Annotated in this window: 21 protein-coding genes, 1 tRNA gene and 1 pseudogene; 7 read left to right on the top strand and 16 right to left on the bottom strand. The window is 52.3% G+C overall.

Going from position 1 to position 19,844, the window contains the following annotated elements; all coding sequences use genetic code 11:
* Positions 1-32: 32 nt before the first annotated feature.
* From VQ071_RS11855 to VQ071_RS11815, 9 genes are all read right to left on the bottom strand, one after another.
* A complete protein-coding gene (locus VQ071_RS11855; protein WP_340514208.1) occupies positions 33-2,102 on the bottom strand; it encodes a hypothetical protein in 2,070 nt (689 codons plus the stop codon).
* The gene (locus VQ071_RS11850; RefSeq protein WP_340514207.1) at positions 2,099-3,961 is read right to left on the bottom strand and encodes an ATPase, T2SS/T4P/T4SS family; all 1,863 of its coding nucleotides are present in this window, start codon (positions 3,959-3,961) and stop codon (positions 2,099-2,101) included. Before VQ071_RS11850 ends, VQ071_RS11855 begins: the two co-directional genes overlap by 4 nt.
* Positions 3,958-4,791 (bottom strand): hypothetical protein, encoded by an 834-nt coding sequence (locus VQ071_RS11845; protein ID WP_340514206.1) that lies wholly within the window; start codon positions 4,789-4,791, stop codon positions 3,958-3,960. Before VQ071_RS11845 ends, VQ071_RS11850 begins: the two co-directional genes overlap by 4 nt.
* Before the next feature lie 14 nt (positions 4,792-4,805).
* Positions 4,806-5,513, bottom strand: a complete 708-nt coding sequence (locus tag VQ071_RS11840) for a hypothetical protein (RefSeq protein WP_340514205.1) — start codon at positions 5,511-5,513, stop codon at positions 4,806-4,808.
* 11 nt (positions 5,514-5,524) lie between these two features.
* The gene (locus tag VQ071_RS11835; RefSeq protein WP_340514204.1) at positions 5,525-6,652 is read right to left on the bottom strand and encodes an SAF domain-containing protein; all 1,128 of its coding nucleotides are present in this window, start codon (positions 6,650-6,652) and stop codon (positions 5,525-5,527) included.
* A 42-nt stretch (positions 6,653-6,694) separates the two neighbouring features.
* Positions 6,695-7,303, bottom strand: a complete 609-nt coding sequence (locus VQ071_RS11830; RefSeq protein WP_139603188.1) for a hypothetical protein — start codon at positions 7,301-7,303, stop codon at positions 6,695-6,697.
* 2 nt (positions 7,304-7,305) lie between these two features.
* A complete protein-coding gene (locus VQ071_RS11825) occupies positions 7,306-7,476 on the bottom strand; it encodes a hypothetical protein (protein WP_176706263.1) in 171 nt (56 codons plus the stop codon).
* Between the two features lie 65 nt (positions 7,477-7,541).
* Positions 7,542-8,492 carry a ParB/RepB/Spo0J family partition protein gene (locus VQ071_RS11820; protein WP_340514203.1) on the bottom strand — a complete coding sequence of 317 codons (951 nt, stop codon included), beginning with the start codon at positions 8,490-8,492 and terminating at the stop codon, positions 7,542-7,544.
* Positions 8,440-9,267: a ParA family protein gene (locus VQ071_RS11815; RefSeq protein ID WP_340514202.1), complete on the bottom strand. Its 828-nt coding sequence runs from the start codon at positions 9,265-9,267 to the stop codon at positions 8,440-8,442. The genes VQ071_RS11820 and VQ071_RS11815 overlap by 53 nt, the downstream gene beginning before the upstream one ends.
* An 800-nt stretch (positions 9,268-10,067) precedes the next feature.
* Here VQ071_RS11815 and VQ071_RS11810 point away from each other — a divergent pair.
* The gene (locus VQ071_RS11810) at positions 10,068-10,331 is read left to right on the top strand and encodes a hypothetical protein (RefSeq protein ID WP_340514201.1); all 264 of its coding nucleotides are present in this window, start codon (positions 10,068-10,070) and stop codon (positions 10,329-10,331) included.
* 431 nt (positions 10,332-10,762) lie between these two features.
* Here VQ071_RS11810 and VQ071_RS11805 read toward each other — a convergent pair whose 3' ends face one another.
* Complete coding sequence (locus VQ071_RS11805; protein ID WP_340514200.1) at positions 10,763-10,951, bottom strand: cysteine-rich KTR domain-containing protein; 189 nt, start codon at positions 10,949-10,951, stop codon at positions 10,763-10,765.
* A 63-nt stretch (positions 10,952-11,014) separates the two neighbouring features.
* Between VQ071_RS11805 and VQ071_RS11800 the strand changes: the two are divergent.
* Positions 11,015-11,185: pseudogene (locus VQ071_RS11800) on the top strand (IS110 family transposase); the annotation flags it as partial.
* Between the two features lie 559 nt (positions 11,186-11,744).
* On the opposite strand, the gene VQ071_RS11795 reads toward VQ071_RS11800, so the two are convergent.
* Positions 11,745-12,206, bottom strand: coding sequence for an SRPBCC domain-containing protein (locus VQ071_RS11795; protein WP_340514199.1), 462 nt, complete (start codon positions 12,204-12,206; stop codon positions 11,745-11,747).
* 120 nt (positions 12,207-12,326) lie between these two features.
* On the opposite strand from VQ071_RS11795, the gene VQ071_RS11790 reads away from it, so the two are divergent.
* Positions 12,327-13,124: a helix-turn-helix domain-containing protein gene (locus VQ071_RS11790; RefSeq protein ID WP_340514198.1), complete on the top strand. Its 798-nt coding sequence runs from the start codon at positions 12,327-12,329 to the stop codon at positions 13,122-13,124.
* A 157-nt stretch (positions 13,125-13,281) separates the two neighbouring features.
* Here the strand turns inward: VQ071_RS11790 and lspA are convergent, their stop codons facing one another.
* Genes lspA through VQ071_RS11770 form a run of 4 tightly spaced genes read right to left on the bottom strand, consistent with a single transcriptional unit; the run spans position 13,282 to position 16,435 of the window.
* The gene (gene lspA, locus VQ071_RS11785) at positions 13,282-13,767 is read right to left on the bottom strand and encodes a signal peptidase II (RefSeq protein ID WP_340514197.1); all 486 of its coding nucleotides are present in this window, start codon (positions 13,765-13,767) and stop codon (positions 13,282-13,284) included.
* A 60-nt stretch (positions 13,768-13,827) separates the two neighbouring features.
* On the bottom strand, positions 13,828-15,894 hold the full coding sequence (locus tag VQ071_RS11780; RefSeq protein ID WP_340514196.1) for a serine hydrolase domain-containing protein: 2,067 nt from the start codon (positions 15,892-15,894) through the stop codon (positions 13,828-13,830).
* A 50-nt stretch (positions 15,895-15,944) separates the two neighbouring features.
* Positions 15,945-16,238, bottom strand: coding sequence for a hypothetical protein (locus tag VQ071_RS11775; RefSeq protein ID WP_340514195.1), 294 nt, complete (start codon positions 16,236-16,238; stop codon positions 15,945-15,947).
* A 2-nt stretch (positions 16,239-16,240) separates the two neighbouring features.
* Positions 16,241-16,435 (bottom strand): helix-turn-helix transcriptional regulator, encoded by a 195-nt coding sequence (locus VQ071_RS11770; protein WP_445293287.1) that lies wholly within the window; start codon positions 16,433-16,435, stop codon positions 16,241-16,243.
* 515 nt (positions 16,436-16,950) lie between these two features.
* Here VQ071_RS11770 and VQ071_RS11765 point away from each other — a divergent pair.
* The 4 genes from VQ071_RS11765 (at position 16,951) to VQ071_RS11750 (ending at position 19,630) form a co-directional block, all read left to right on the top strand.
* On the top strand, positions 16,951-17,274 hold the full coding sequence (locus tag VQ071_RS11765) for a transposase (protein WP_340514193.1): 324 nt from the start codon (positions 16,951-16,953) through the stop codon (positions 17,272-17,274).
* A gap of 21 nt (positions 17,275-17,295) precedes the next feature.
* Positions 17,296-17,985: a hypothetical protein gene (locus VQ071_RS11760; protein ID WP_340514192.1), complete on the top strand. Its 690-nt coding sequence runs from the start codon at positions 17,296-17,298 to the stop codon at positions 17,983-17,985.
* A gap of 78 nt (positions 17,986-18,063) precedes the next feature.
* On the top strand, positions 18,064-18,327 hold the full coding sequence (locus tag VQ071_RS11755) for a helix-turn-helix domain-containing protein (protein WP_340514191.1): 264 nt from the start codon (positions 18,064-18,066) through the stop codon (positions 18,325-18,327).
* A gap of 76 nt (positions 18,328-18,403) precedes the next feature.
* Entirely contained in the window at positions 18,404-19,630 is a 1,227-nt protein-coding gene (locus tag VQ071_RS11750) for a tyrosine-type recombinase/integrase (protein ID WP_340514190.1), read from the top strand.
* 43 nt (positions 19,631-19,673) lie between these two features.
* Here VQ071_RS11750 and VQ071_RS11745 read toward each other — a convergent pair.
* Positions 19,674-19,761 (bottom strand) — tRNA-Leu (locus VQ071_RS11745).
* Between the last annotated feature and the right edge of the window lie 83 nt (positions 19,762-19,844).

The following is a 19,844-nucleotide window of genomic DNA, read 5'->3' as shown; positions in this document are numbered from 1 at the left end:
TCCCCTAAGAAAAGGAAGGACGCCTGTACGACTTACTGAAGGCGTTGAAGCTGTTCGTAGTAAGACGTCATTTGATGCAGGCTGACGACAAGGAGCGGGATGACCAAATACCCGAAAATCAGCGTCATCAGGGGGGTAAAGCCGATCCAGCGCCCCCAGCCTGCCTTTTGTTCAATCAATTGCTCATACTCCTGCTTGCGCTGCTCCCGCGCAAAGGCCTGCTCCGCTTCGAGATCGTCGAACGCCTGACGGATCGTCAAATGCTGCGATGCCAGCTCCAGCTTCTCCACGGTCCGCACGAACGGTACGAACGGCGCGTCTTCCTTGAGCTGCGCCAGCGCCTGCTCCTCGCCCTGCTCAAAGTGGAGCAAGCATACTTGCAACGGCTCCTTGAACACACGGGCAAATTGCTCCATCCAGATCAGCAACTGCTCGACCGACATGCGTTCCATCCCGGCCAGCATGGCGATCACCGCCTGCAACTGATCGACCTCGTGCTTCATCTCCATCCGCCGCATGCGCCGTTCAAACCATCGGATGCCAACGGGCAGCGCAAACCCGCCCCAGCCTGCGGCGATAGCCAATAACACCTCCCACCACAGCAGCCGCGGCTGCTCCAATCGTTCCAGCTTGTCCATCACCCGTCGCGCAGTCAGACGAAGCTCCTCGTCCTGTTCGCCGTTTACCGCCTGCTGGCGAAGCAGGTTTAGAATGATGCGTTCGTTGCGCGGCCTCACCTCCTTTACTTGGTCGATGATACGACGATCCAGCGCTGCGGCTTCCCGCGCCTTGGCTTCTTCCTCGGCCGACAACTGCCCGAACAGCATCCCCGGCTTGACTGGCGCATACAGCAGTTGATGGCGCTCCGTGGCATGCAGGGATACGAACAGCCCCAGCACGGCGGCAAAGGCCAACGCGCCCGCGACCAGTCGCTGCACATAAAACCATTCCAGCCGCAGCTGGGATGCGGTTTCCTTGAGTAGCCGGGTCACCCGCTGCTCTTCCCGCGAATCGGGAGTCGGCCCCAGCCGCTGCACGAGCCAGCGCATCCAGGGCCAGCCGTACACGTGTTTTTCCCAGCGACGGCGGCTCGTATGCCGAGCGGCTCCATCCAGTTCCGACAACGCGCGGAGTAGCACATAGGACAGCCATACGACTACGAGCAGGCTCAGCTTCGCCAGCCAGCCGAGTGCTCCGGCGTAAAAGGCGTCCATCGGCGGAAAAAAGCGGCTTGCCCATGCTTCAATCGGGCGGGTAAAGAGCAGCGGCACCAGCGCAATCACCGTCAGCCCTTGCAGCAAATAACTGAGCTTCTCCCGCCGCAGCAACTCCAGACTCAGCTCGCCGGACAGCTTTTCCAGCCCCTTGAGATACACTGAGCCGCTTTCCGTTTGCCGGTCGCCATGCTCTTTAATGAGATAAGACAATCCGGCCAGCCCCTGCAAATAACGATTGGGGGCCAGCTCCACGTATTGCGCCAGCTTGTCCTCCGCATTGCTGTCCGTCAGCATGTCGTACAGCTCTTGCCCGTGCAGCGCCATTTCATAGGGCGCGCCGTCCGCCGCCTCATAGATCGCTTCCTCGACCATGCCATGGCGATGGTAGTGATGACGCACATCACCGAAGAACGTGCGAAGCTGCCGGAGCAGCCGCAGTTCCAGCCGTTGCACGCCCATATCCGCGAGCACGCCGTGGCCTACCCAAAGCCCAAGCAGCAGCATGCCCCAGGTGAACGGATCGCGCACCATGACGGCAAGCGGGATAACGAGCAAGAGAAGGATGCTCCACACCCGCAAAGCAGACTTGATCGTTTCCAGTCGCAGCTTCCACTCGTCGCCCAACCGAACGATCAGGAGCCGCTTGCGCAGATGATGCAAATAGGCACGCAGTATCGGCACCTGCTCGCACACGCTGTACAACTGTTGCAGGAAACTGTACATCGCTTGTCTGCGCGACGCCTGTCCAGGCTTGCGCAGCGATTCGTAGCGCCGAATGGCGGCAATATCCGAATCGCGTCGGGACAGCCATAGGAACGCCGCCACCGCCATCAGGAACAGAACTGTCGATATGCCGAGGAGTGGAGAGAGCCATTCCCGCATCATGACTCCTCCTCCCAATGGCTGTCCAGAAAGGCATCGAAGACCGCCTGATCCGGGCCGTTCAAATAGGTTGCCATGTCCCGACGGCTTTGCTCGGACAACGGATGAACAGCAACATACCGTCCTTCCCGGTATTCGATCAAGTTCCGGGCAGTGTACAGCGGACGATCCGTCGAGCGTCGGAAAAATTCCAGCACCGTTTCCATAAAGGCGGCCAGCCGCACATCCTTGGTCATCTTGCCGGTGAAGTCAGTCGGATAGTCCGCTTCCTGCGGCACCGGCATACATTCCGTAATCCGTTCAATGTATCTTCGCCCGTCCAAGTCGCGGCGCAGATGAATGTCGAAATTGACGACGCTGACGACCTGCTGCTCCGCCACGCGCTCGCTGCTGAACACGCCGGTCTTGAGCAGGGAATTGCGCAGAGACAGCACGAGATCGCGGAACGTTTTGGCGTGGTGGGTGAACAGCGTAAACAGGGATGCGACCTGCGCCATCTGCACCATCCAGGCCGCAACCGGGTCGGTCGCCACCTCGCCCAAAATGTTCACCGAGCCGTCCGTTTTCTTCTGAATGTCCAGTCCTTGCTGGCCAGTAATCGTTTCCGTTTCGCGCAGGCTGACGATGTTACGGTTCGGGTAAATCTTGCGCAGTTGCAGCTCAAAGCTCATCTCCTGAACCCGGATCGGTAGCACGGCCGGAATATGGCGCACCATCGCCATCAGCAGGGTCGTCTTGCCGCTGCCCTGCGCACCGGTGATCGCCGTAATCCGCGCACCCGCGACCAAATAGCGGATGAGTCCGATCGGCAGCTCCGCATTTTCGTCTTGAATCAACTGCTCCAGCGTGGCACTCTGCACATCGAATTTGCGCACAAAAAAAGCCCACGATTCCGCAAACCGGGGGCGCAAGACGACGACGCGCGAGCCGTCGCCCATTTCATTGACCTTATAGCCGTTGGCCTCGGACAACTGGCCGGGAAAATTATGCTTGTAGATGATCTGACAGACGCGGCGCAGCTCCTGCTCCGAGCCGAACGAGAGGAAACTCAGATGAATGGACTTGCCCTTGTAAAACAGCCAGACGCTATCGTGCGAACGGGGCAATGCCTGCCATTGCACATCCTCCTCGAACGCCCATTCGCCCTCCCACATCAGCGGCGGCAAACCGGACACCCCGCCGGATACGCCGTCGATTCGCATATCGCGCAGCTCGTCGATGACGCTAAATCCCTTGTAGTGCTGGTAAATCCGCTGCACGACAATGCGCAGCTTATCCTCCACTGTCAACTGGGGAGCGCTTTGAGCATAGATGCTCTGAATGTCTTCCTCCGTGATCCGGTAAGCCTCAAGCTGCCCGTCGTCATCGAAACGTTGCCGATCCAGCTCATAAACCTGAAGCATCTGCTCCAGCGCCCGTAGCCCGAATTGCTGCCTGTAGCGATCCAGCAGGATGTCAAACTGATCTTGGGCAGTGAGGGCATCCGGTTGATGGAACGGCAGCAACAGGTTCAGGTGTTTATTGTCCAATTCGTATTGCTGCATCAGCAAATCGGCGATTACTTGCTTCACGTATTCCTTGTCCCGCAAATCGCCGGAGGTGCAGCCGCGCAGTGCCTTCTTTAGCTCTGCCCGCTTGTTCTTGCGGCGGCGGTATTCTTCCTCGGACAAACCGAAATCGCTGAGATGGCTCGTTGTCATTTCGTGCAAGGTGTCTTTGACGAACGCCGTCATCGCTTCCAGCGTGTATACGGTCTCACCATCTGTTCGCTCCGGCAGGCGGCGGCTCATGCGCATATACAAGAAAAATGCCGCCAGCAGCAGAAGCGCAAGCACAAGCAGGGTATTCAGCAGCGTCATCATGGCGTGTCCTCCTTGCCGCCGAACAGGGGCCGATTAGCGCCAGTCCCCTCCATCAGCGCATGCGCCAGAGCGCGCACCTGCCGAACAAAGCGATGGTTCTCGTGCTGGCGCGACAGGCTGCGATTGCGGAACCAATACTGGAGCCCCTCTCCTTGCTGCACCGCATCCAGCCAGCCGGTATTATGCACGACCGGAAAGGCCGGCTGCTGCCAGCGGAAACGGCGCTGGAGATTGTTTACAGTAAGAGCCGATGCCGGATCGAACTGTCCAAACACCAGCATCGCTTTCAGTCCGTTTAACCGCTCGCTTTCCGGCGATTGAAAAAAGCGTTCCAGCAGCAAGCGATTTTGCGGCAGGCAAACGACGACGAGATCCGCCCGATTCCGCAGCGTCTCTCGCCAGCCCGAAGCCCGCCCGCTGCCGCCGTCCAGCAGCACCAGATCGTAAGCGCGCTTGGCCGTATCCAAAAGCGGCTCCAGCAATCGCTCCGCCAGCATGGCAAAGCCTTCGTTCGACTTTGCCGAGCCATGCAGCACGTCCAGCCGTTCCCGCAGCAGCGGCTGCGCATAATCCCGCAGCATCCTCGCTTCCAGCTTCCGGTTTTGCAACAGCCGCAGCAGCGCGTCGATGCCGCTATCCGGCAACCGGGACGGATTTTTTTCCGGCTGGTAAAAGGCCCGCTGCACCGCCTCATCCTCCTCGCGAAGAAGGCCGAGGTGCAGCAGCCGGGCCGAGTATTCCAGCCCCAAACACGCAGCCGTTGCCAGCAGATTGGTTGTCGTTCCGGCCTGGCCGGGGAACGGACTCCAAAACACGACGATCATTCCCATGTGCGTTCTCCTTTCTACCAGACTCGCCATCGCTTTTGGGCTATCGCCCAAGCGCGCCGCGCGGCCTTGGCGTCGCATTCGGCAAGCTGTTGCAGCATCGAGAGCAGCCCCTGCCGAAACGCTCCGCTCACGCCGCGAAGGTCAAGGCGGTGTTGATGCTGGTTATGCACATCAACCGTGGCATCACGTTCATCCAGCGGGAAGTGAAAAGAAGGCTCCAGCCACTCCACATGGCGCAGCCGCGTTTCCGCCTGCCACGCGGGCAGTCTGCCCGGCAAGGCCGGAGACAGCCATTCATAAAAAGAGAGCGGCGCTTCCGCTTCGTGCAAGCACAAGCGCAGCAGCAGCTCCTCATTTTTTTGCAGCGACAGCCGCTTGCCGTCCCAGCACCATATCCGTTTGTCATAGCCGGGTAAATCGCGGCCCGTTACCATTTGCGTATGGTCGGTGTCGAGCAGCAGCACATCATAAGCGCCTGCGGTTCCCGCCTGTTCCAGGGCACGCTCCAGTTGCATGGATGTCACATAGCCATAGGCCACATCCATGTCCTCAAACTCCTGCACGGCGCTGCCGGTGAACGCAGGCGGCAGATATCCCTGGACGGCTTGGCCCATCGTGGAATCCACGAGCAGCACCTTCTTGCCCAGGCTGGTCCATAAACGACCGAGCGCCAGCAGCACATGGCTTTTGTCCGCCGAGCCGAGAAATACGATTTTTTTCATAGCCGTCTCCCTTACTGATTTAAGATATCCTCCCAACGGTCTTCTCCCGATGGGGCATTTGTTTCCGGGGTTGCTTCCTTTCCCGTTGAAGCCGGAGGGGGCGTAACGGAACCTGTCGGAACCGAAGGAACCGACGGTTGCTGCGGTGCCTCCTCGGAAGCCGGTGGCTGTCCCGCCCCCGAAGTGGTGTCGTTGGGTGCCGTCGTCTCCGAGTTCCCGCCCCCTAATGGCGTCTGCGTCTCAAACATGGCATTGCCTTGCCGGGTGGTCGCCCGCTCGTTTTGCAGTTGCTGCTGGACCGTGACATTGCCGCTGGACGCCCTCAGCTTGTCCGATTCGCTGACCGCCTTCAAATTGGTGTCCAAGGTTTGGCGCAGATTGCGAGCCAATTCCGTTTCGGCCGTCTCGAGCAGATTGGGGTCGATCTTCATTAAATCCAGAACCTTCGGATTGGCAGGGTAGTTGACGACAGCCGCCTCCTGCAAGCCCGGCTCGACGTAAGGCAGCGCGTAAAGCCGCGCGCCTTGCAGATACGCATCAATGATGGCGCTGGAGGCTTGCAGAATGTCCTTTTCGTTCATTTCCAGCCAGACCACATTGCCCGACAACTGCCGCACCTTCTTTTTGGACAGCAGCACAAAGTCTTCACCCGTGGGGAAGCCAATTCGCACGTCGATGAACTGCTCGGCCTTGAGATTGGAGGGAAGCTGAATCACCTGAAATTCCTTGAGCCGCACATCCTTTGGAACCGGCTGTCCCTCGTACAGAAAGGAAGCGAGCAGCGGCGTTCCCGGCTCCAGCGCCACCTTGGCATGCTTGCCGATAATCTCCTTCCGATTGGTCAGAATACCGGACGGAAGAAGCTCGGCGGGCATCGGAACCGCCTTGAGATCATCGGCTGTCAGCACAGCGCCAGCCGCAACAGTCCGGCTTGCTACCCACGCCTCCCGACTCTTCCTTTCCTGTTCCTGCTTCAACGTTTCAAGTTGCTGTTCATAGTATTCTTGCAGATGTTGCTGCTGTTGCTTCTGCTCGACATGCTGCACCAGCATGTAAACCGCCGCCGCTATCAGCAGCGCCATACTAACCGCAATGGCCCCAATGACCAACGCCTTGCGGTTGCGAGAAGTCCACGACATCGAGAACGACTCCTTTCTTCATTGGAAGGGATGGGACTTTCCTTAGCGGGCTTCGTCTCGCGACCGCGGCTTCTGTTGCTTCTCTGCTTGAAGCAGCGCCAGCTTCTCGGCTGCCCACGTCGGTGTATGCTCCGGTTTCAGGAAGCCCAACAGGTCTTCGCGGTTATAGCGGCATTCATCGCCGGAATAGAGCCTCATCGCGAAAACTGCACGGCCGCGTGAATTTCCTGATGCGCCGAAGCCGCCCGTCACCCAGACCACTTGATGATCCGCCGTGCGAAACTCCGGTCTCAGCCTTTCCGGGCGAATCACAACCAACCTGCCGCTCAGTTCATCCTCGCCCTTGATGGGCAGGCAATGGGCAGATAGAACCGGAGCCATTGGCTCCGTAAGGGCCGAACGCTCGGTCTGGAGCTTCTCGATCTCCCACTGCATCAGCTTGGTAAATTCCTGCATCGCCTGCAGATAGTCCGCATATCCTTCTGCGCCATAATACTGGTCGATGCCAAACAAATTGTTCTGGTCGCAGTAGCAGACCAAATAGGGCTTCTCGGGATTCGTCGCGTCGATGCCCAAAATAACCTCGACCCGGCCAACGGGCAACGCCTGATAAACCTCGTAGTCGCCGGCCATTCGTTTCTCCTGCTCCATCGTCAGTCCCCCCGACTTCGTTTACGTTCAGGCTTCTTTGGCACTGTACCAACGCTTTGTGCCTGCTTGCGAGGCGGCCGTTCTTCCTCCTCAGACGGTTCGCTGTTTGTAAAGCCGGGCTTTTCCTTCATCAGCCGCTCATATTTCCGCCGTTTTCCTTCGGTAAAGTCCATCTTTAAAGCTCCCTTCTGTAAAATGGGCATAAAAAATCCCTCTGTCTGAGAGACAAAGGGCTGTATTAACGGTCGTGTTCCCGTTCTCGCTGTTTCCGGCGATACCAGTTTTCCAATAGTTGCACGAGCAGGTCTTCCTTTTGCTGCTCACTGAAATCTTGCGGAAAAAACTTGTCAATTCGTTCCTTGCGAATCGTCAGTTTTTCCTTCTGATTGGGTTTTTCCTCCGTCATAATGCCAAGGATAACGTCTCCGTTCAACTTACCATCCTGACTCAGCTTCTTCATGCGTTGTGCCTGCGCCAGCGAAGGCGTACAATCCTCGGCTTGCATCGTTTCCAGCAGGGCTTGCTGTTCTTTCTCGGCCAAGTAAGAGATTTCAACGGCAGGACTAAAAGCAATTTGCTTGTCGTCTACCATTTCGAGAATCTGTGGAACGAGTTCGGTTAAGCGGATATAGCGGGATATTTGATTTTTACTTTCTCCGACTTGTACAGCCAGTAACTCTCTTGATTCTTTTCCGCCCAACTTCCGCCCAAGTTGGGCGGAAGTTATATCGGTACGTTGCCCCTGCCTTTTCATGGCTTCCAGCTTCATTTTGTATGCAAACGCTTTTTCGCTAGGTGAAACATATTCCCGCTGTAAATTACTGTCCACCATAATAATGGTCGCCTGATCGTCGTCCAGTTCGCGTACAATGCAGGGGATCGACTCCATACCGGCCAACTCGCTCGCCTTTTTCCGACGATGCCCGGCAACCATTTCAAAGCCGCCGTCCGTTTTGGGCCGTACCAGAACAGGCACCAGCACCCCGTATTGCTTCACGCTTTCCGCCATTTCCAGCATTGCATCGTCCGCCTTTACCTTGAAGGGATGATCGAGAAAGTCGCTAATGTCCGACAACGGGATTTCCTTGATTTGTTCCTTCTGCTGGGCATTCCGGGCTTCTTCTGTTGTAAACAAATCATCGACTGTGGTCAGCTTTATGCTGGCGCGCCGGTCTTCTTTCGCCGTCAATGTCCTGCACCTCCTTCGTTAATGCCACATAAGCCTTGGCGACTTGCCCGTTTGGATCATGCGCATAAATGCTCTTGCCGCGAGCGCTCGTTTCCGCCGCGCGAATGGAAAGGGGGATTTCCGTTTGAAACACCCGCAGCTTGTCCCCATAGTCCCGGCGCAGGACGAACGAAATATCTTTCGCAAAATTGGTGCGACTGTCTACCATCGTGAGCAATACGCCATCCACCACGAGCTTTTTGTTGATCTGGCGGCGAACGCGGGCAACCGTCTGCAATAACTGCGTCATCCCCTTTGCGGGCAAATAATGGGCCTGGACGGGAATAATGACGCTATCTGCCGCTGCCAAAGCATTAATCGTCATCATGCCCATGCTCGGCATACAGTCGATCAGAATGTAATCGTAGTTATCCGTCACAGAATCGATGTACGTGCGCAGGATGGTTTCTCTGCTCATCGTATTGACTAGCGCCACTTCAACGGCCGACAACTCGATATTTCCCGGCATCAGGTCGATCCCTTCGTGATGCTGCAAAATACCTTCTTGCGGATCATAGCTTTCTTCCGCCATGCACTTTTGCAGCATCGTCGCCAGCGATACCGGAAGATTGTCCGGCTCTTGGAAGCCGAGCGAATCCGTCAGATTTCCTTGCGCGTCGGCGTCCAGCAGCAGTACCTTTTTTCCTTCCGCCGCCAAACCAATACCCAGGTTGACCGCTGTAGTCGTTTTGCCTACGCCGCCTTTCTGGTTGGCGAGAGCGATCACTTTGGCCATGTATTCAAGTCTCCTTTCAATAAAAGAAAGCCGGTCGCTCTGAGGAATCCGAGCACCGGCTTTTCAAGAGTATCTATATAAAAAGAGAACACCCCGCAAGGATGGACTCTTGGATATTCGACCTTAGCGTTACTTTCAAGTATGCCTGACAGAATGGTTTAGCTTGAACGATATTACTACGGCAAATACTGCTCTACAGGTTTCTTGCATGTACAGAACGATTGTTAACATCTATCATGATTATTAGTTATTCAATTTTCTCGAAACGCGGAGTGGCAGATTCGGGTTTAAATATAGAAAAATTTATCCGGCGGACAGCGGCTAACTGTCCTCATAGGTGCAAGATTGCACCTCCTCCAGGATTGCTGCAGGCCGCCCCCATTGCGATGAGCTGTGGCTGGACGGAAGTATCATAATCCCGCCGTACAGGTCATCGCCGAAAATGGAACCACCATTTCGCTATGCTTCACGGAATCGCTCTCATGTTATCCTGCGTCTTGAAAAGGCATACAGAAGTAACATGGTCATGGCGCGTTTGCATACTGGCTTTCCTCTGAGGCTGCATGGGGAATGTACCGGACAAACTTGTATGTGGTTTTCAAGGAACAGAGCGGAGGGACAACGCCCCCTCTACAAGCCGTTTCATTTTTCGGGCAAAATCGGGTAGTTTGAGAAAAAGATTTTGAGGAAGGAGGTTTTCGGCAGCCATTTATAGGGGTTTAGTGTTCCACTGTCAAAATATGGAATATTAGAATACGGCGAAATCCTGTTAGCTACGAGGGGAATGGAGATGAGTTGAAATGAATCTTTCTGAATTGAAAATTGAAAATTTCAGGATGTATGGCGAGGGAGATCAATCATTTATTATCCCTCTTCATCCTGGATTGACAGCGCTTATGGGTGAGATGACACCGGAAAAACAGTTGTTATTGATGCTCTTCGTCTCGCAGTGGGGACTCGTGATCAAGATTTTATTAGAGTGGAAGAAGCGAATTTTCATCTGCCACGAGACAGTCATACACGTCGAACAGAGATTAGAATTCGATGCAAATTCGATGGCTTGACTCTGCAAGACAAGGTAGCTTTCACGGAATATCTTAAAATCCCCAAAAGGTGTCGAATGAAAAATGGCCGCACTGGTTGGCCGAATATTCACTTGATTTTTTGAAGTTGTGTAAGAGAAAAAAAATTTGCTACATCCAGGCGTCACAGTAAGGTAACGGCCCCTCACGAACAAGAAACGGTAACATACAAGCCTCCAATCCCAAAGCCGCTGCCGTTAAGAGGCAAACTGCAAACCCCACCCCCTCGTAAATCTTCAAAATATCAACAGCAGCTTTGATTGCAACATGTCAACACCGGTGTTGACCAATTAACCAAAACAATACCTCGCCATCAAACAACGGTTTTTAATTCATCGTTGAAAAAGTCAACCATCGCATAACTTGAGAAGCTATCATAGAGAAAGAGCCGATAACTGTGAATGTCTCACAAATTATCGGCTCTGCGTCTTAGCGTCTGGCTCCTTGATAACTGAACTATTTAATTCTCGCACACTTATTAAGGTTTCTTGTTTACATTTCGGACAGAACAAGGGGAAATTTTCAAGTATTGTATCGTTCCGTATCTTTGTACGATTTTTGCTATTGCAAATAGAGCATAAAATCCATTCAGTTCGCTTCATTTTTTTCCTCACAGTTATTTCATTTACGTATGTGGCGAAGCACAGTCAATATCCGGTCATTACACCGAGCGAAAAGATAACCCATTGAAGAAGATGCAGTCCCTAATAGCAATTTGCAACAAATTAATTCGAGTCCTATTTGCCGTAGGTAAGAAGCAATGCCAAATTAGTGAAGAAAAAATGTTGAGCGATACTCCGCACATGGATGTAACTCTGTTCGCAAACGCTGCTTAATCTTTCCTCGGATTCATTGAGTAAAATTTTCATTGATTTGAGTTTTTGTTAGACATCAGAAGCACGGATTAGTCGGTATTACACTATTACTGCGGGCTATGACCCTGTCGGGCAGCATCGCCGACATCCACCTCATGGAAAGGTTGAACTAAGGAATTTGGGAGCTATGACTCTGTGAGAAATGGGAGGGTTGACCCCCATGCGATGATGTGGCGATCCATTAAGTGCCACCATATACTAATTTTTTTCCACTTTCTGGATCGAATTGGTCAACAAGCTTTTTCCGTGATGGATGGCACATCCTAATCGCATATGAAATGAGGATGCGGCCGATAAAATCGGTGATGTTCCTTAAGCATTCGAACTAAGTTGCCATATAATGCTCCAGCAGAAACCTGCCGGTGAACGAAGCTTCGGCCGCAGCCACTTCCTCCGGCGTACCCTCATAGAAATGACTCTATCCGATTGTAGATCATAACCATGTCATCTCTTGTCTTAGATCCGAGAAATGGAACGCACGCGTGAGGTCATATGATTTTTCCTCATCGTTTGTTACAATTTAAGAAGCCGTACCGAAGCCAAAGTCGAGCGGCTTGCTGGTTTCCGCGATCGACTTGATATTGCTTAAAATCATCCACCAATAACGCTCGGTTTTGCCGAAAAGCGGGTTATTCTCCGTCCACCGGTCGTTGATGAGATGCAGCTTCGTGCATGAACCGACAGGCTCCAGGGTGAGCGTGACGCGGCTTTCCATTTCGGCATGCTCGGCGTAATGAGAAGGGCCGGGATGGTCCGTATAGCTCAATACCCGGCTCGGTTCATACGCCAGCACTTTTCCGTAAATTTGAACCGTCTCGGCGCCGTCCGCTCCGGGACCTACGAACTCGATATCGTCGCCGACGCGGCAGGTAGAGCGGATAACTCCGCCCAGAAACGCTTGAAACGATTTTTCCGGATGAAACAGCACGTCCCAAACTTCATCGGGATGAGCACCGATATAAAACACATATTCCAGTTTCAACGAAATGGCCTCCTTTTATGAAAATGAAAGTCTGCAGCCGCATCTCTCATAAAAACAATAGCACAGGAAGCCACTTCATTCTTGTAAAAACGCGCCAATACGCGAGGAGGTGAAACCGCTGTGACAAAGGGACGCAACCCGAACAGGGGGATCCTGCATTATGATACGGCAAAAACGAAGTTCTCGCTGACACGCCATCTTCCGTCGGACGATCTCTGCTTTTTCGTGCAGCATTATTGGCTCGTCGAGTGGGATTTGCGGGGACAGGACCCTTGCGCTCAAGAGGTTTTGCAGCACCCGGGAATAAACCTCGTATTCGAGCGGGGCCATTCCCGCATCAGCGGAATCGAGAGCAAAAAATCGGCCCACGTTCTCCAAGAGGAAGGGCAGATCGTAGGGGTGCTGTTCAGGCCGGGAGCATTCCGCTGCTATTATAAGGCGCCGGCATCCGCCCTAACCGACCGCATTATTCCTGTATCGGACTGCTTTGCGATCGACAGCGGCGCCTTTGAACGGCGTCTGTTCGGGATGGAGGATAAGAAATTGCGGATCGGGCTTGTGGAATCGCTGCTGCGCCAAAATATGCCTGAGCGCGATGAAACGGTTGAATTGATAAACGACGTCGTCGATACGGTCATCCATGATCGCAGCTTGGTCAAAGTCGAGCAGCTCGTCCACCGTTTCAGCGTTCCGAAGCGGACCTTGCAGCGCTTGTTTCACGATTATGTCGGCGTGAGCCCCAAGTGGGTCATTCAGCGGTACCGGATGCACGAAGCCGGCGAATTGCTGGAAAACGGAATGGACATTGCGCAGTTGGCGCTGGCGCTCGGCTATGCCGATCAAGCCCATTTCAGCAAAGACTTCAAATCCGCAGTCGGCAAATCGCCGCTGCAATATGTCAGAAGCCTTCGCCCGTGAACGGCAACGTCCGGCCGGAACAAATGCCTATCCCCCGCTGGCTGATGCCCGCGGGGGATTGCTCTTTGAATATATGCTTGCCGCATTCTATGTGACGGACATAACTTCCCTTCAACACCATTTTATATCTTAAACTCAGGAAAAAATTTGTGCTGTCTTAAGCATCGGAGCGTCTCCATTGTCTTTCCTCATTAAAAAATAGCGTATGAATTACAATTAGCGCAACGCCGCTGCATATGCCCGAGTCAGCTACATTGAAGCTCGGGAAGACGTAGCTGCCGAACGTGAACTGTAGGAAATCGGTGACCTCCCCATACAGCGCACGGTCCAGAAAATTACCAAGCGCTCCACCTAATACCATGCCGAGTCCGATCTGGAGCAGCACTTTGCCGGAATGGCGGTTTTTATGCAAATACCAAACGATGAGGGCAACTACTACCAGCGTGATGGACAGGAGTAAAACACGCTGCTCCTGTAACGAACTGAAAGCCGCCCCGCGATTGCGAACAGAAGTTAGGCTAAAGAAACGCTCTCCGATGACATGAATGGTATCTCCTACCACTAGAGTGCTCTCAATGATCTTCTTTGTAATTAAATCGACGGCTAAAACAAATAGCCCGATCCAATAATAATAGTACTTCAATTCATTGTCCTCCCCGGGACATTTGTCGACTATCGCCACGTATTTGCCTTTCGCTTAAACTTATTCTAAAGAAATTTCAAACTTCGTACCCGCTTCTCCGGCAAAAACAAGAGTACCGTTTTCAGGCAATTGAACAGGGCGATTTCCGCTGATCGTGCTGAAATAAACGCAGGTCCCCTTGTTATCGTAGACTGCGTAAGAACTGTCGTCAGGCATCTTCACTTGCATGGATTTGCCGACGGCTTTGTCGGAAATCGTGTACCACTTGGCCAGACCGTTCGCAGGAACCGTCACCTGTGATTGATTACCTGCATAGATCGGCTTCACCATACTTTCACTTTCGAAAATGTTGCCCGAAGTTTCGAGATACTCTACACCATCTTCCCGATAAAAGGTATAAGATATAGAGTCTCTGCCCGCCATTGCAGGAATTTGCAAAGCACTGTCCGACGAATTCGGGCCAGTTATCTTTTGGTCCATTACATATCCCGGTAATTCATCGAAAAGTTCAATACGAAGTGTAGGCTGCAGTAAATAGGCAAGCGAGGTATACTTCTCGTTTACCAGGTAGTACTTTTGTCCGGCCCGCTCTTTCCATACGGCTTCCGTTGACTCCGGGATCTCATTGTTCTCCAACTTCTCTGCGGCGTACTGCGACATGGCTGTCTGGCCAAGTCCCGGCAGCGTGGCGTATGCCCGAGTCCACAAATAGATGCGCCCATTCTCCTCTTTCACGAAGCTGATCTTCGTCTTTCGGTCCTTGCTTATAAATGTTCCATCCGATGAATAGTCATATTCCGCGACTGAAGCTTCCGGGGCGGCCAGCAACGAAATGGACATTTTACCTTCGTTGCTGACATCTACTTTCGTCAATTGATTTCTTGCGCCATAAATCCCTGCCATGTCCAACATAGCCTGCGGCATCGTCGTCTTTACGGGGGAACAAAACAATTTCTCGGGGATGATCTCGGAGATATCCCCTTTCTCGATCAGCGCGCTAAGCAGCATCTGGTTGGCGAGCAGTTCGTTTGTCGTGCTAGAACCGCCTGACGAGAGAACGGCCGCCGCCATGCCTTGTTGCGGAAGCACGACGAGCGAGGCATGATACAGAATGGTGTCGCCTCCCTTCGCCAACGCCTGAATGCCATAATCTCCGAAGGGATAAAGATCCACACTATCCCAACCAAGCCCAAAGTTGATGGAAGTATCCCCGTCTTTAGGCCATATGCCGTGGGCATATTCTCTTTGCTCCATGGCCGCAACCGATTCATCCGAAAGTATACCTGCTTGAGGATCGGTGAAAGTTTGCGAGAAACGAACTAAATCTTCCGCAGTCGAGTAGATGCCGCCAGCTCCGATGATGTTCACCGTTTCGTTCGGCAACTGGCCTTGATAAGCCGGAAAGTAGAGACCCGCCGTTCTGGAAGAATCGATCCGGTCCTTCGGCGTCATTGTATTGAACATGCCAAGAGGTTGCGTAAAATAATGATGAATGTAAGCAGTGAAGTCCATCCCGCTGACCCTCTCCACCAATATCTCTGCCAACGTAAAACCGTCGTTGCTGTAAACCGAGTAGGCGCCCGGATCAGCTTTCAGTTTCTGTTTAGCCAACTGTTTCAGCAGCGTATCGTGGGCATAACTGTCGTTATCCTCAAACAAAAAGGCGTTGGCCACCGAAGAACCGTAAAGTCCCGAGGAATGGTTCAGCAGCATGCGCGGCGTAATTTTCTTGAAGCGATCATCTTGCATCGTAAAATCAGGGATATATTGAACGACAGGTGTGTCCAGATTCAATTTCCCTTCGTCTGCTAACTTCATTACGGCGGCTGCGATGAACATTTTGCTCGCTGATCCAATGCCGTATAACGTATTTCTCGTCAGCGGTATTTTTCCCTCTTCATCGCTCCGGCCAGACGCTCCGGAAACGACTATTTGACCATGATCGATAAGTGCGTATTGAACGCTTGTTGTACCATATTGACCGGTGAGAAGGTCGACCTTCTCTGCCGCAGCTTTACGCGTAGCTTCATAGGATGGGGCGGCGCCTTGTTCTGCTGCCATCGCTCCCGAGGGAGCAAAGGCCGTCAATAGCAGGATAACAGCAAGTATTCGAGTTTTGTTCACCATTCAGCCTCCTAAATAACTAATAGTGGATTGCCCGTGGTAGAGAAGAAGCTTTATACCTTTTTGCCAAGATAGATCCAGTATCCGAGCCCCACTAGGATAGTTAGTGAGAATAAACTCGTGATGCAAATTCTAAGCCATGTATACCCGATGTCGTTCCACCCCGTGACGAGGATAATCAGAGATAAACCTGCCAATTGAAAGGTGAACAGAAAGCTGAATAATTTAAATCCCATAAATCGCGCTCTTTCGTCTGTCCCTTCCTTTTTAACTAAAACCGATAATACGATCACGCCAAACAGTGCTATTAACGAAACGCCGTTCGTTATATCTGTTAATAATTCCACGGTCATCCCTCCTTCTCTGTTTCCAACTGAAAGACTTCATTAATGTCTACTCCAAAGGCCTTGGCGATTTGAAAACCTAAGATTAACGAGGGAGTAAACTTTCCTTTCTCTATTGAAATAATGGTTTGCCTGCTTACTCCGACCTTTTCAGCCAAATCTTTTTGCGTCCATTGACATTCCACTCTTAGAACCGGCATTCGATTTTTTAATGTAGAATTTTTATCCAACTAACCACCCTCTTCTGAAGTAAAACTTGCTTTACCTAAAGTAACACATACTTAACTTAATGTAAAGCACGTTTTACCTATTCCATCTCATCGGATAAGCAATTTTTATTGCTAACCTAAAGGTTGTTGAATAAGAAGGGGTAGTCCCAGCATTACTACACCACCGCAAACAAATGGATTAAATTGGTAAATTATTAATAGCCACGTTATATTCACTTTGAGCATCGGTAATCGCCAACTTTGAATAAACTTCTAACGACTTTCTGCTTTCATGGCCGGAACGGTTGAATCACTTTTTTTCCATGAGGACTCAAACAAACAGGCTGCTTGCTTCTTTTTCATCGAATCTGCGTCTTTGCTGGCTTTTCCTTTGTTGATCCTGATCTGACAGTAATGAAAATCGATGTCCGCCCCAGCCCCCTGTGTCAGAATAGTTGTCGTACCCCTCGAATGAATGAACAGTAAGAAACAGAGAGGTCGAGACAATGAACCAAATGGACAGCGAATTGAAGCGGCGGATCGTGGAGCGGTTAATGCCGCCAAACCCGGAATCGGTAAGCCGCATTGCAAAAGAAAGCGGGATATCCGAAACGACGCTGTACAAGTGGAAGAAGGCAGCCCTGGCGCAGGGCGGGGTGAAGAATGGCAGCGAAAGATCGAACGAACGTTGGAGTACGCAGGAGAAGTTCGCCATCGTGGTGGAGACCGCCGGTTTAAGCGAGATCGAGCTGTCGGAATATTGCCGCGGCAAAGGGCTTTATGTCGAGCAGTTGGCTGCATGGCGCGATGCCTGTTTGCAGGCGAACTAAGGCGTTGCCGAGCAGGCGAGTATGCTGCAAAAGGAGTTGCGTGTGAAGGAGCAGCAGTTGCCCGACATTAGCCGGGAGCTGCAGCGTAAAGACGCTGCTCTGGCGGAAACCGCCGCCTTGCTGGTGCTTCGAAAAAAGCCCAGGCGATCTGGGGGGAGCCCGGGGACGAATGATCAGTGCCCCAGAGCGCACGTCAGCCGTTACACTGATTCAGGAAGCCCGGCGCACGGGAACGACTCGCCTGCCAGACGCTTGGGCTTACCCAGCGAACCTTGCAACGGTGGCGCCGCAGCGGCTGACGCGAAGATGGCCTTCCGGCTGCTACGCGTCCCGCGCCTAGCTCACAAGCTCAGTGCAGAGGAAGAGCAGCAGATCCTGGACATCGTGCATCAGGCGGGATTCCAGAGTTTGCCGCCAAGCAAGATCGTTCCGGCTTTATCCGATCAGGGCACATACTTCGCCTTCGAATCGAGCTTCTACCGCGTGATGCGCAAGCATAATCAGCAGCACGAACGTGGACGGAGCAAAAAGCGAACCGCCAGCCCGCTCACCAGCCACAGCGCCACTGGCGCGAACCAGGTGTGGATGTGGGACATCACGTGGCTGCCCGGACCAGCCAGGGGACTCTTCTACTACCTCTACCTGGTGCTGGATCATTCCGAACGAGGTCTTTTCTTTTTTTCTCTTGACTACCCGATTTCTACCCAATAATGAAAAGGTTAATGAAGACATAAATAACTCACTCCATTTTCGAGGGTAAGTCAAATTACTCCAGCAAGGAGAACCTCCATGTCACATGAGGAGAATCAATCCATTTTAGAATCTGATCCGTATCTTCTCCTTTTTCAGTCCATGCCCGATGTCGTGACGGTCGAGCAAATGTGTATGATGCTAGGAGGCATCAGTACCAAAACGGGCCGAAAATTACTCCAATCGGGGCGAATCGCTCATTTTCGCATCGGTCGGTTTTACAGAATTCCGAAACTTAGCATCATAAATTATTTACGGGAAATCATTACCCCCAGCAATCACTTTGACGCTTTAAAGCATTGAAATATCTTTTCATTGCCTGTTATAATTAAAGCGTCGATGGTAGGTTGCCGGGGCTGCTATCCTGGAGGGATATGAAATGGTAGCAGGCCACTTGCAAGAAAAGAAAGGCAATTATTACATTGTTCTGAATTACAAGGATGAGGCGGGCAAGCGAAAAACCAAGTGGATTGCAACAGGGCTGCCAACCAAAGGAAACAAGAAGAAAGCGGAAGCAATGCTTCAAGACGCACGGAAGAGTTTTAAAACTCCTTCAGAATTCGCTGATAAGGAAGCTACCGTCATTGAGGAAAAAACAACACCAGCGGAGGATAGTCCAGCCGGTATTCTTTTCGCCGACTTTATGGAGCAATGGTTGGAAATGATGAAGCATCGTGTCGAAGTCACGACTCATGCCGCATACACCTTTGGTGTTAATGGTCGCATTGTTCCTTACTTCCGCGAAAAGGGCTTACGACTACAGGAGATTCAACCCAAGCATCTGCATGACTTCTACCAGTACGTATTGAAGGAATTCAAGCTCTCTACAAGTACCGTCCAGCACTTCCATGCTTATATCCGTCAAGCGCTGCAACACGCGCTTAAAATGGACATGATCTTAACCAATCCGGCTGATAAAGTCGAGCGGCCCAAAAAGAGCCACTTCACAGGGAGCTTCTATCGGGATCAGGAGCTCCATGAGTTATTCGAAGTAGTAAAAGGCGATCCCATCGAGCTCGCCGTTCTGCTGGCCGCTTTCTACGGGTTGAGGCGCGGTGAAATCGTCGGACTCAAGTGGCAGGCGATCAATTTTCAGAATCAGACACTAACGATCCAGCATACGGTCATTCCCGTATCTTATGAGGGTAAACTAATCACGGTCGTCAAGGACCGAGCAAAGAATAAATCCAGTCACCGAACGCTCCCACTCGTTCCAGCATTTCAGGAACTACTTCTGCGACTGCTGGAGGAACAACAGAGAAATAAGCTGCTCTACAAAAAATCGTATTCCGATGAATACGCAGATTACATCTATGTGAACAAGCTGGGGGAGCGAATCAAACCGGGGTATATTACGCAACACTTCCCGATTGTACTGGAGAAACACGACTTGCGCAGAATTCGGTTTCACGATCTTCGGCATAGTTGCGCCAGCCTTCTGCTGGCAAACGGTGTAGGGATGAAGGAAATTCAAGAATGGCTGGGGCATAGCCATTATTCGACGACAGCGAACATTTATGCCCATCTGGACTACAGTTCCAAGATGTCGTCGGCACAGGTCATTAGCAACACGTTGCAAATTCCCGGCATGCAAAAAAGATCTTGAACACCGTCAAAAGAGACGAATTCAAGATCTTAGAAATTTAAGGTGGTGCGGTCGAGAGGACTCGAACCTCCACGGGTGATTAGCCCACACGGACCTGAACCGTGCGCGTCTGCCAATTCCGCCACGACCGCAAATTTTCGCCTCAGCCTGTGTTTCAGATAAAAGAGAGAACTACAGGAGAGAACTTAAGAGTGTAAAGCTGATAAAACCGCGT

The sequence above is a fragment of the Cohnella sp. 56 genome (genome assembly GCF_037963805.1).
Classification (GTDB): domain Bacteria; phylum Bacillota; class Bacilli; order Paenibacillales; family Paenibacillaceae; genus Cohnella.
This window is presented reverse-complemented; position numbering and strand designations above follow the sequence as displayed.

Coding starts and splice junctions, on each gene's coding strand:
- VQ071_RS11760 (WP_340514192.1), top strand. CDS start 17,296: ATGCTGCAAAAGGAGTTGCGTGTGAAGGAGCAGCAGTTGCCCGACATT.
- VQ071_RS11770 (WP_445293287.1), bottom strand. CDS start 16,435: ATGCCGGTTCTAAGAGTGGAATGTCAATGGACGCAAAAAGATTTGGCT.
- VQ071_RS11845 (WP_340514206.1), bottom strand. CDS start 4,791: ATGGGAATGATCGTCGTGTTTTGGAGTCCGTTCCCCGGCCAGGCCGGA.
- VQ071_RS11805 (WP_340514200.1), bottom strand. CDS start 10,951: ATGAAGCGAACTGAATGGATTTTATGCTCTATTTGCAATAGCAAAAAT.
- VQ071_RS11825 (WP_176706263.1), bottom strand. CDS start 7,476: ATGGACTTTACCGAAGGAAAACGGCGGAAATATGAGCGGCTGATGAAG.
- VQ071_RS11815 (WP_340514202.1), bottom strand. CDS start 9,267: ATGGCCAAAGTGATCGCTCTCGCCAACCAGAAAGGCGGCGTAGGCAAA.
- VQ071_RS11810 (WP_340514201.1), top strand. CDS start 10,068: ATGAATCTTTCTGAATTGAAAATTGAAAATTTCAGGATGTATGGCGAG.
- VQ071_RS11750 (WP_340514190.1), top strand. CDS start 18,404: ATGGTAGCAGGCCACTTGCAAGAAAAGAAAGGCAATTATTACATTGTT.
- VQ071_RS11780 (WP_340514196.1), bottom strand. CDS start 15,894: ATGGTGAACAAAACTCGAATACTTGCTGTTATCCTGCTATTGACGGCC.
- VQ071_RS11840 (WP_340514205.1), bottom strand. CDS start 5,513: ATGAAAAAAATCGTATTTCTCGGCTCGGCGGACAAAAGCCATGTGCTG.
- VQ071_RS11835 (WP_340514204.1), bottom strand. CDS start 6,652: ATGTCGTGGACTTCTCGCAACCGCAAGGCGTTGGTCATTGGGGCCATT.
- VQ071_RS11765 (WP_340514193.1), top strand. CDS start 16,951: ATGAACCAAATGGACAGCGAATTGAAGCGGCGGATCGTGGAGCGGTTA.
- VQ071_RS11855 (WP_340514208.1), bottom strand. CDS start 2,102: ATGATGCGGGAATGGCTCTCTCCACTCCTCGGCATATCGACAGTTCTG.
- VQ071_RS11850 (WP_340514207.1), bottom strand. CDS start 3,961: ATGATGACGCTGCTGAATACCCTGCTTGTGCTTGCGCTTCTGCTGCTG.
- VQ071_RS11755 (WP_340514191.1), top strand. CDS start 18,064: ATGTCACATGAGGAGAATCAATCCATTTTAGAATCTGATCCGTATCTT.
- VQ071_RS11830 (WP_139603188.1), bottom strand. CDS start 7,303: ATGGAGCAGGAGAAACGAATGGCCGGCGACTACGAGGTTTATCAGGCG.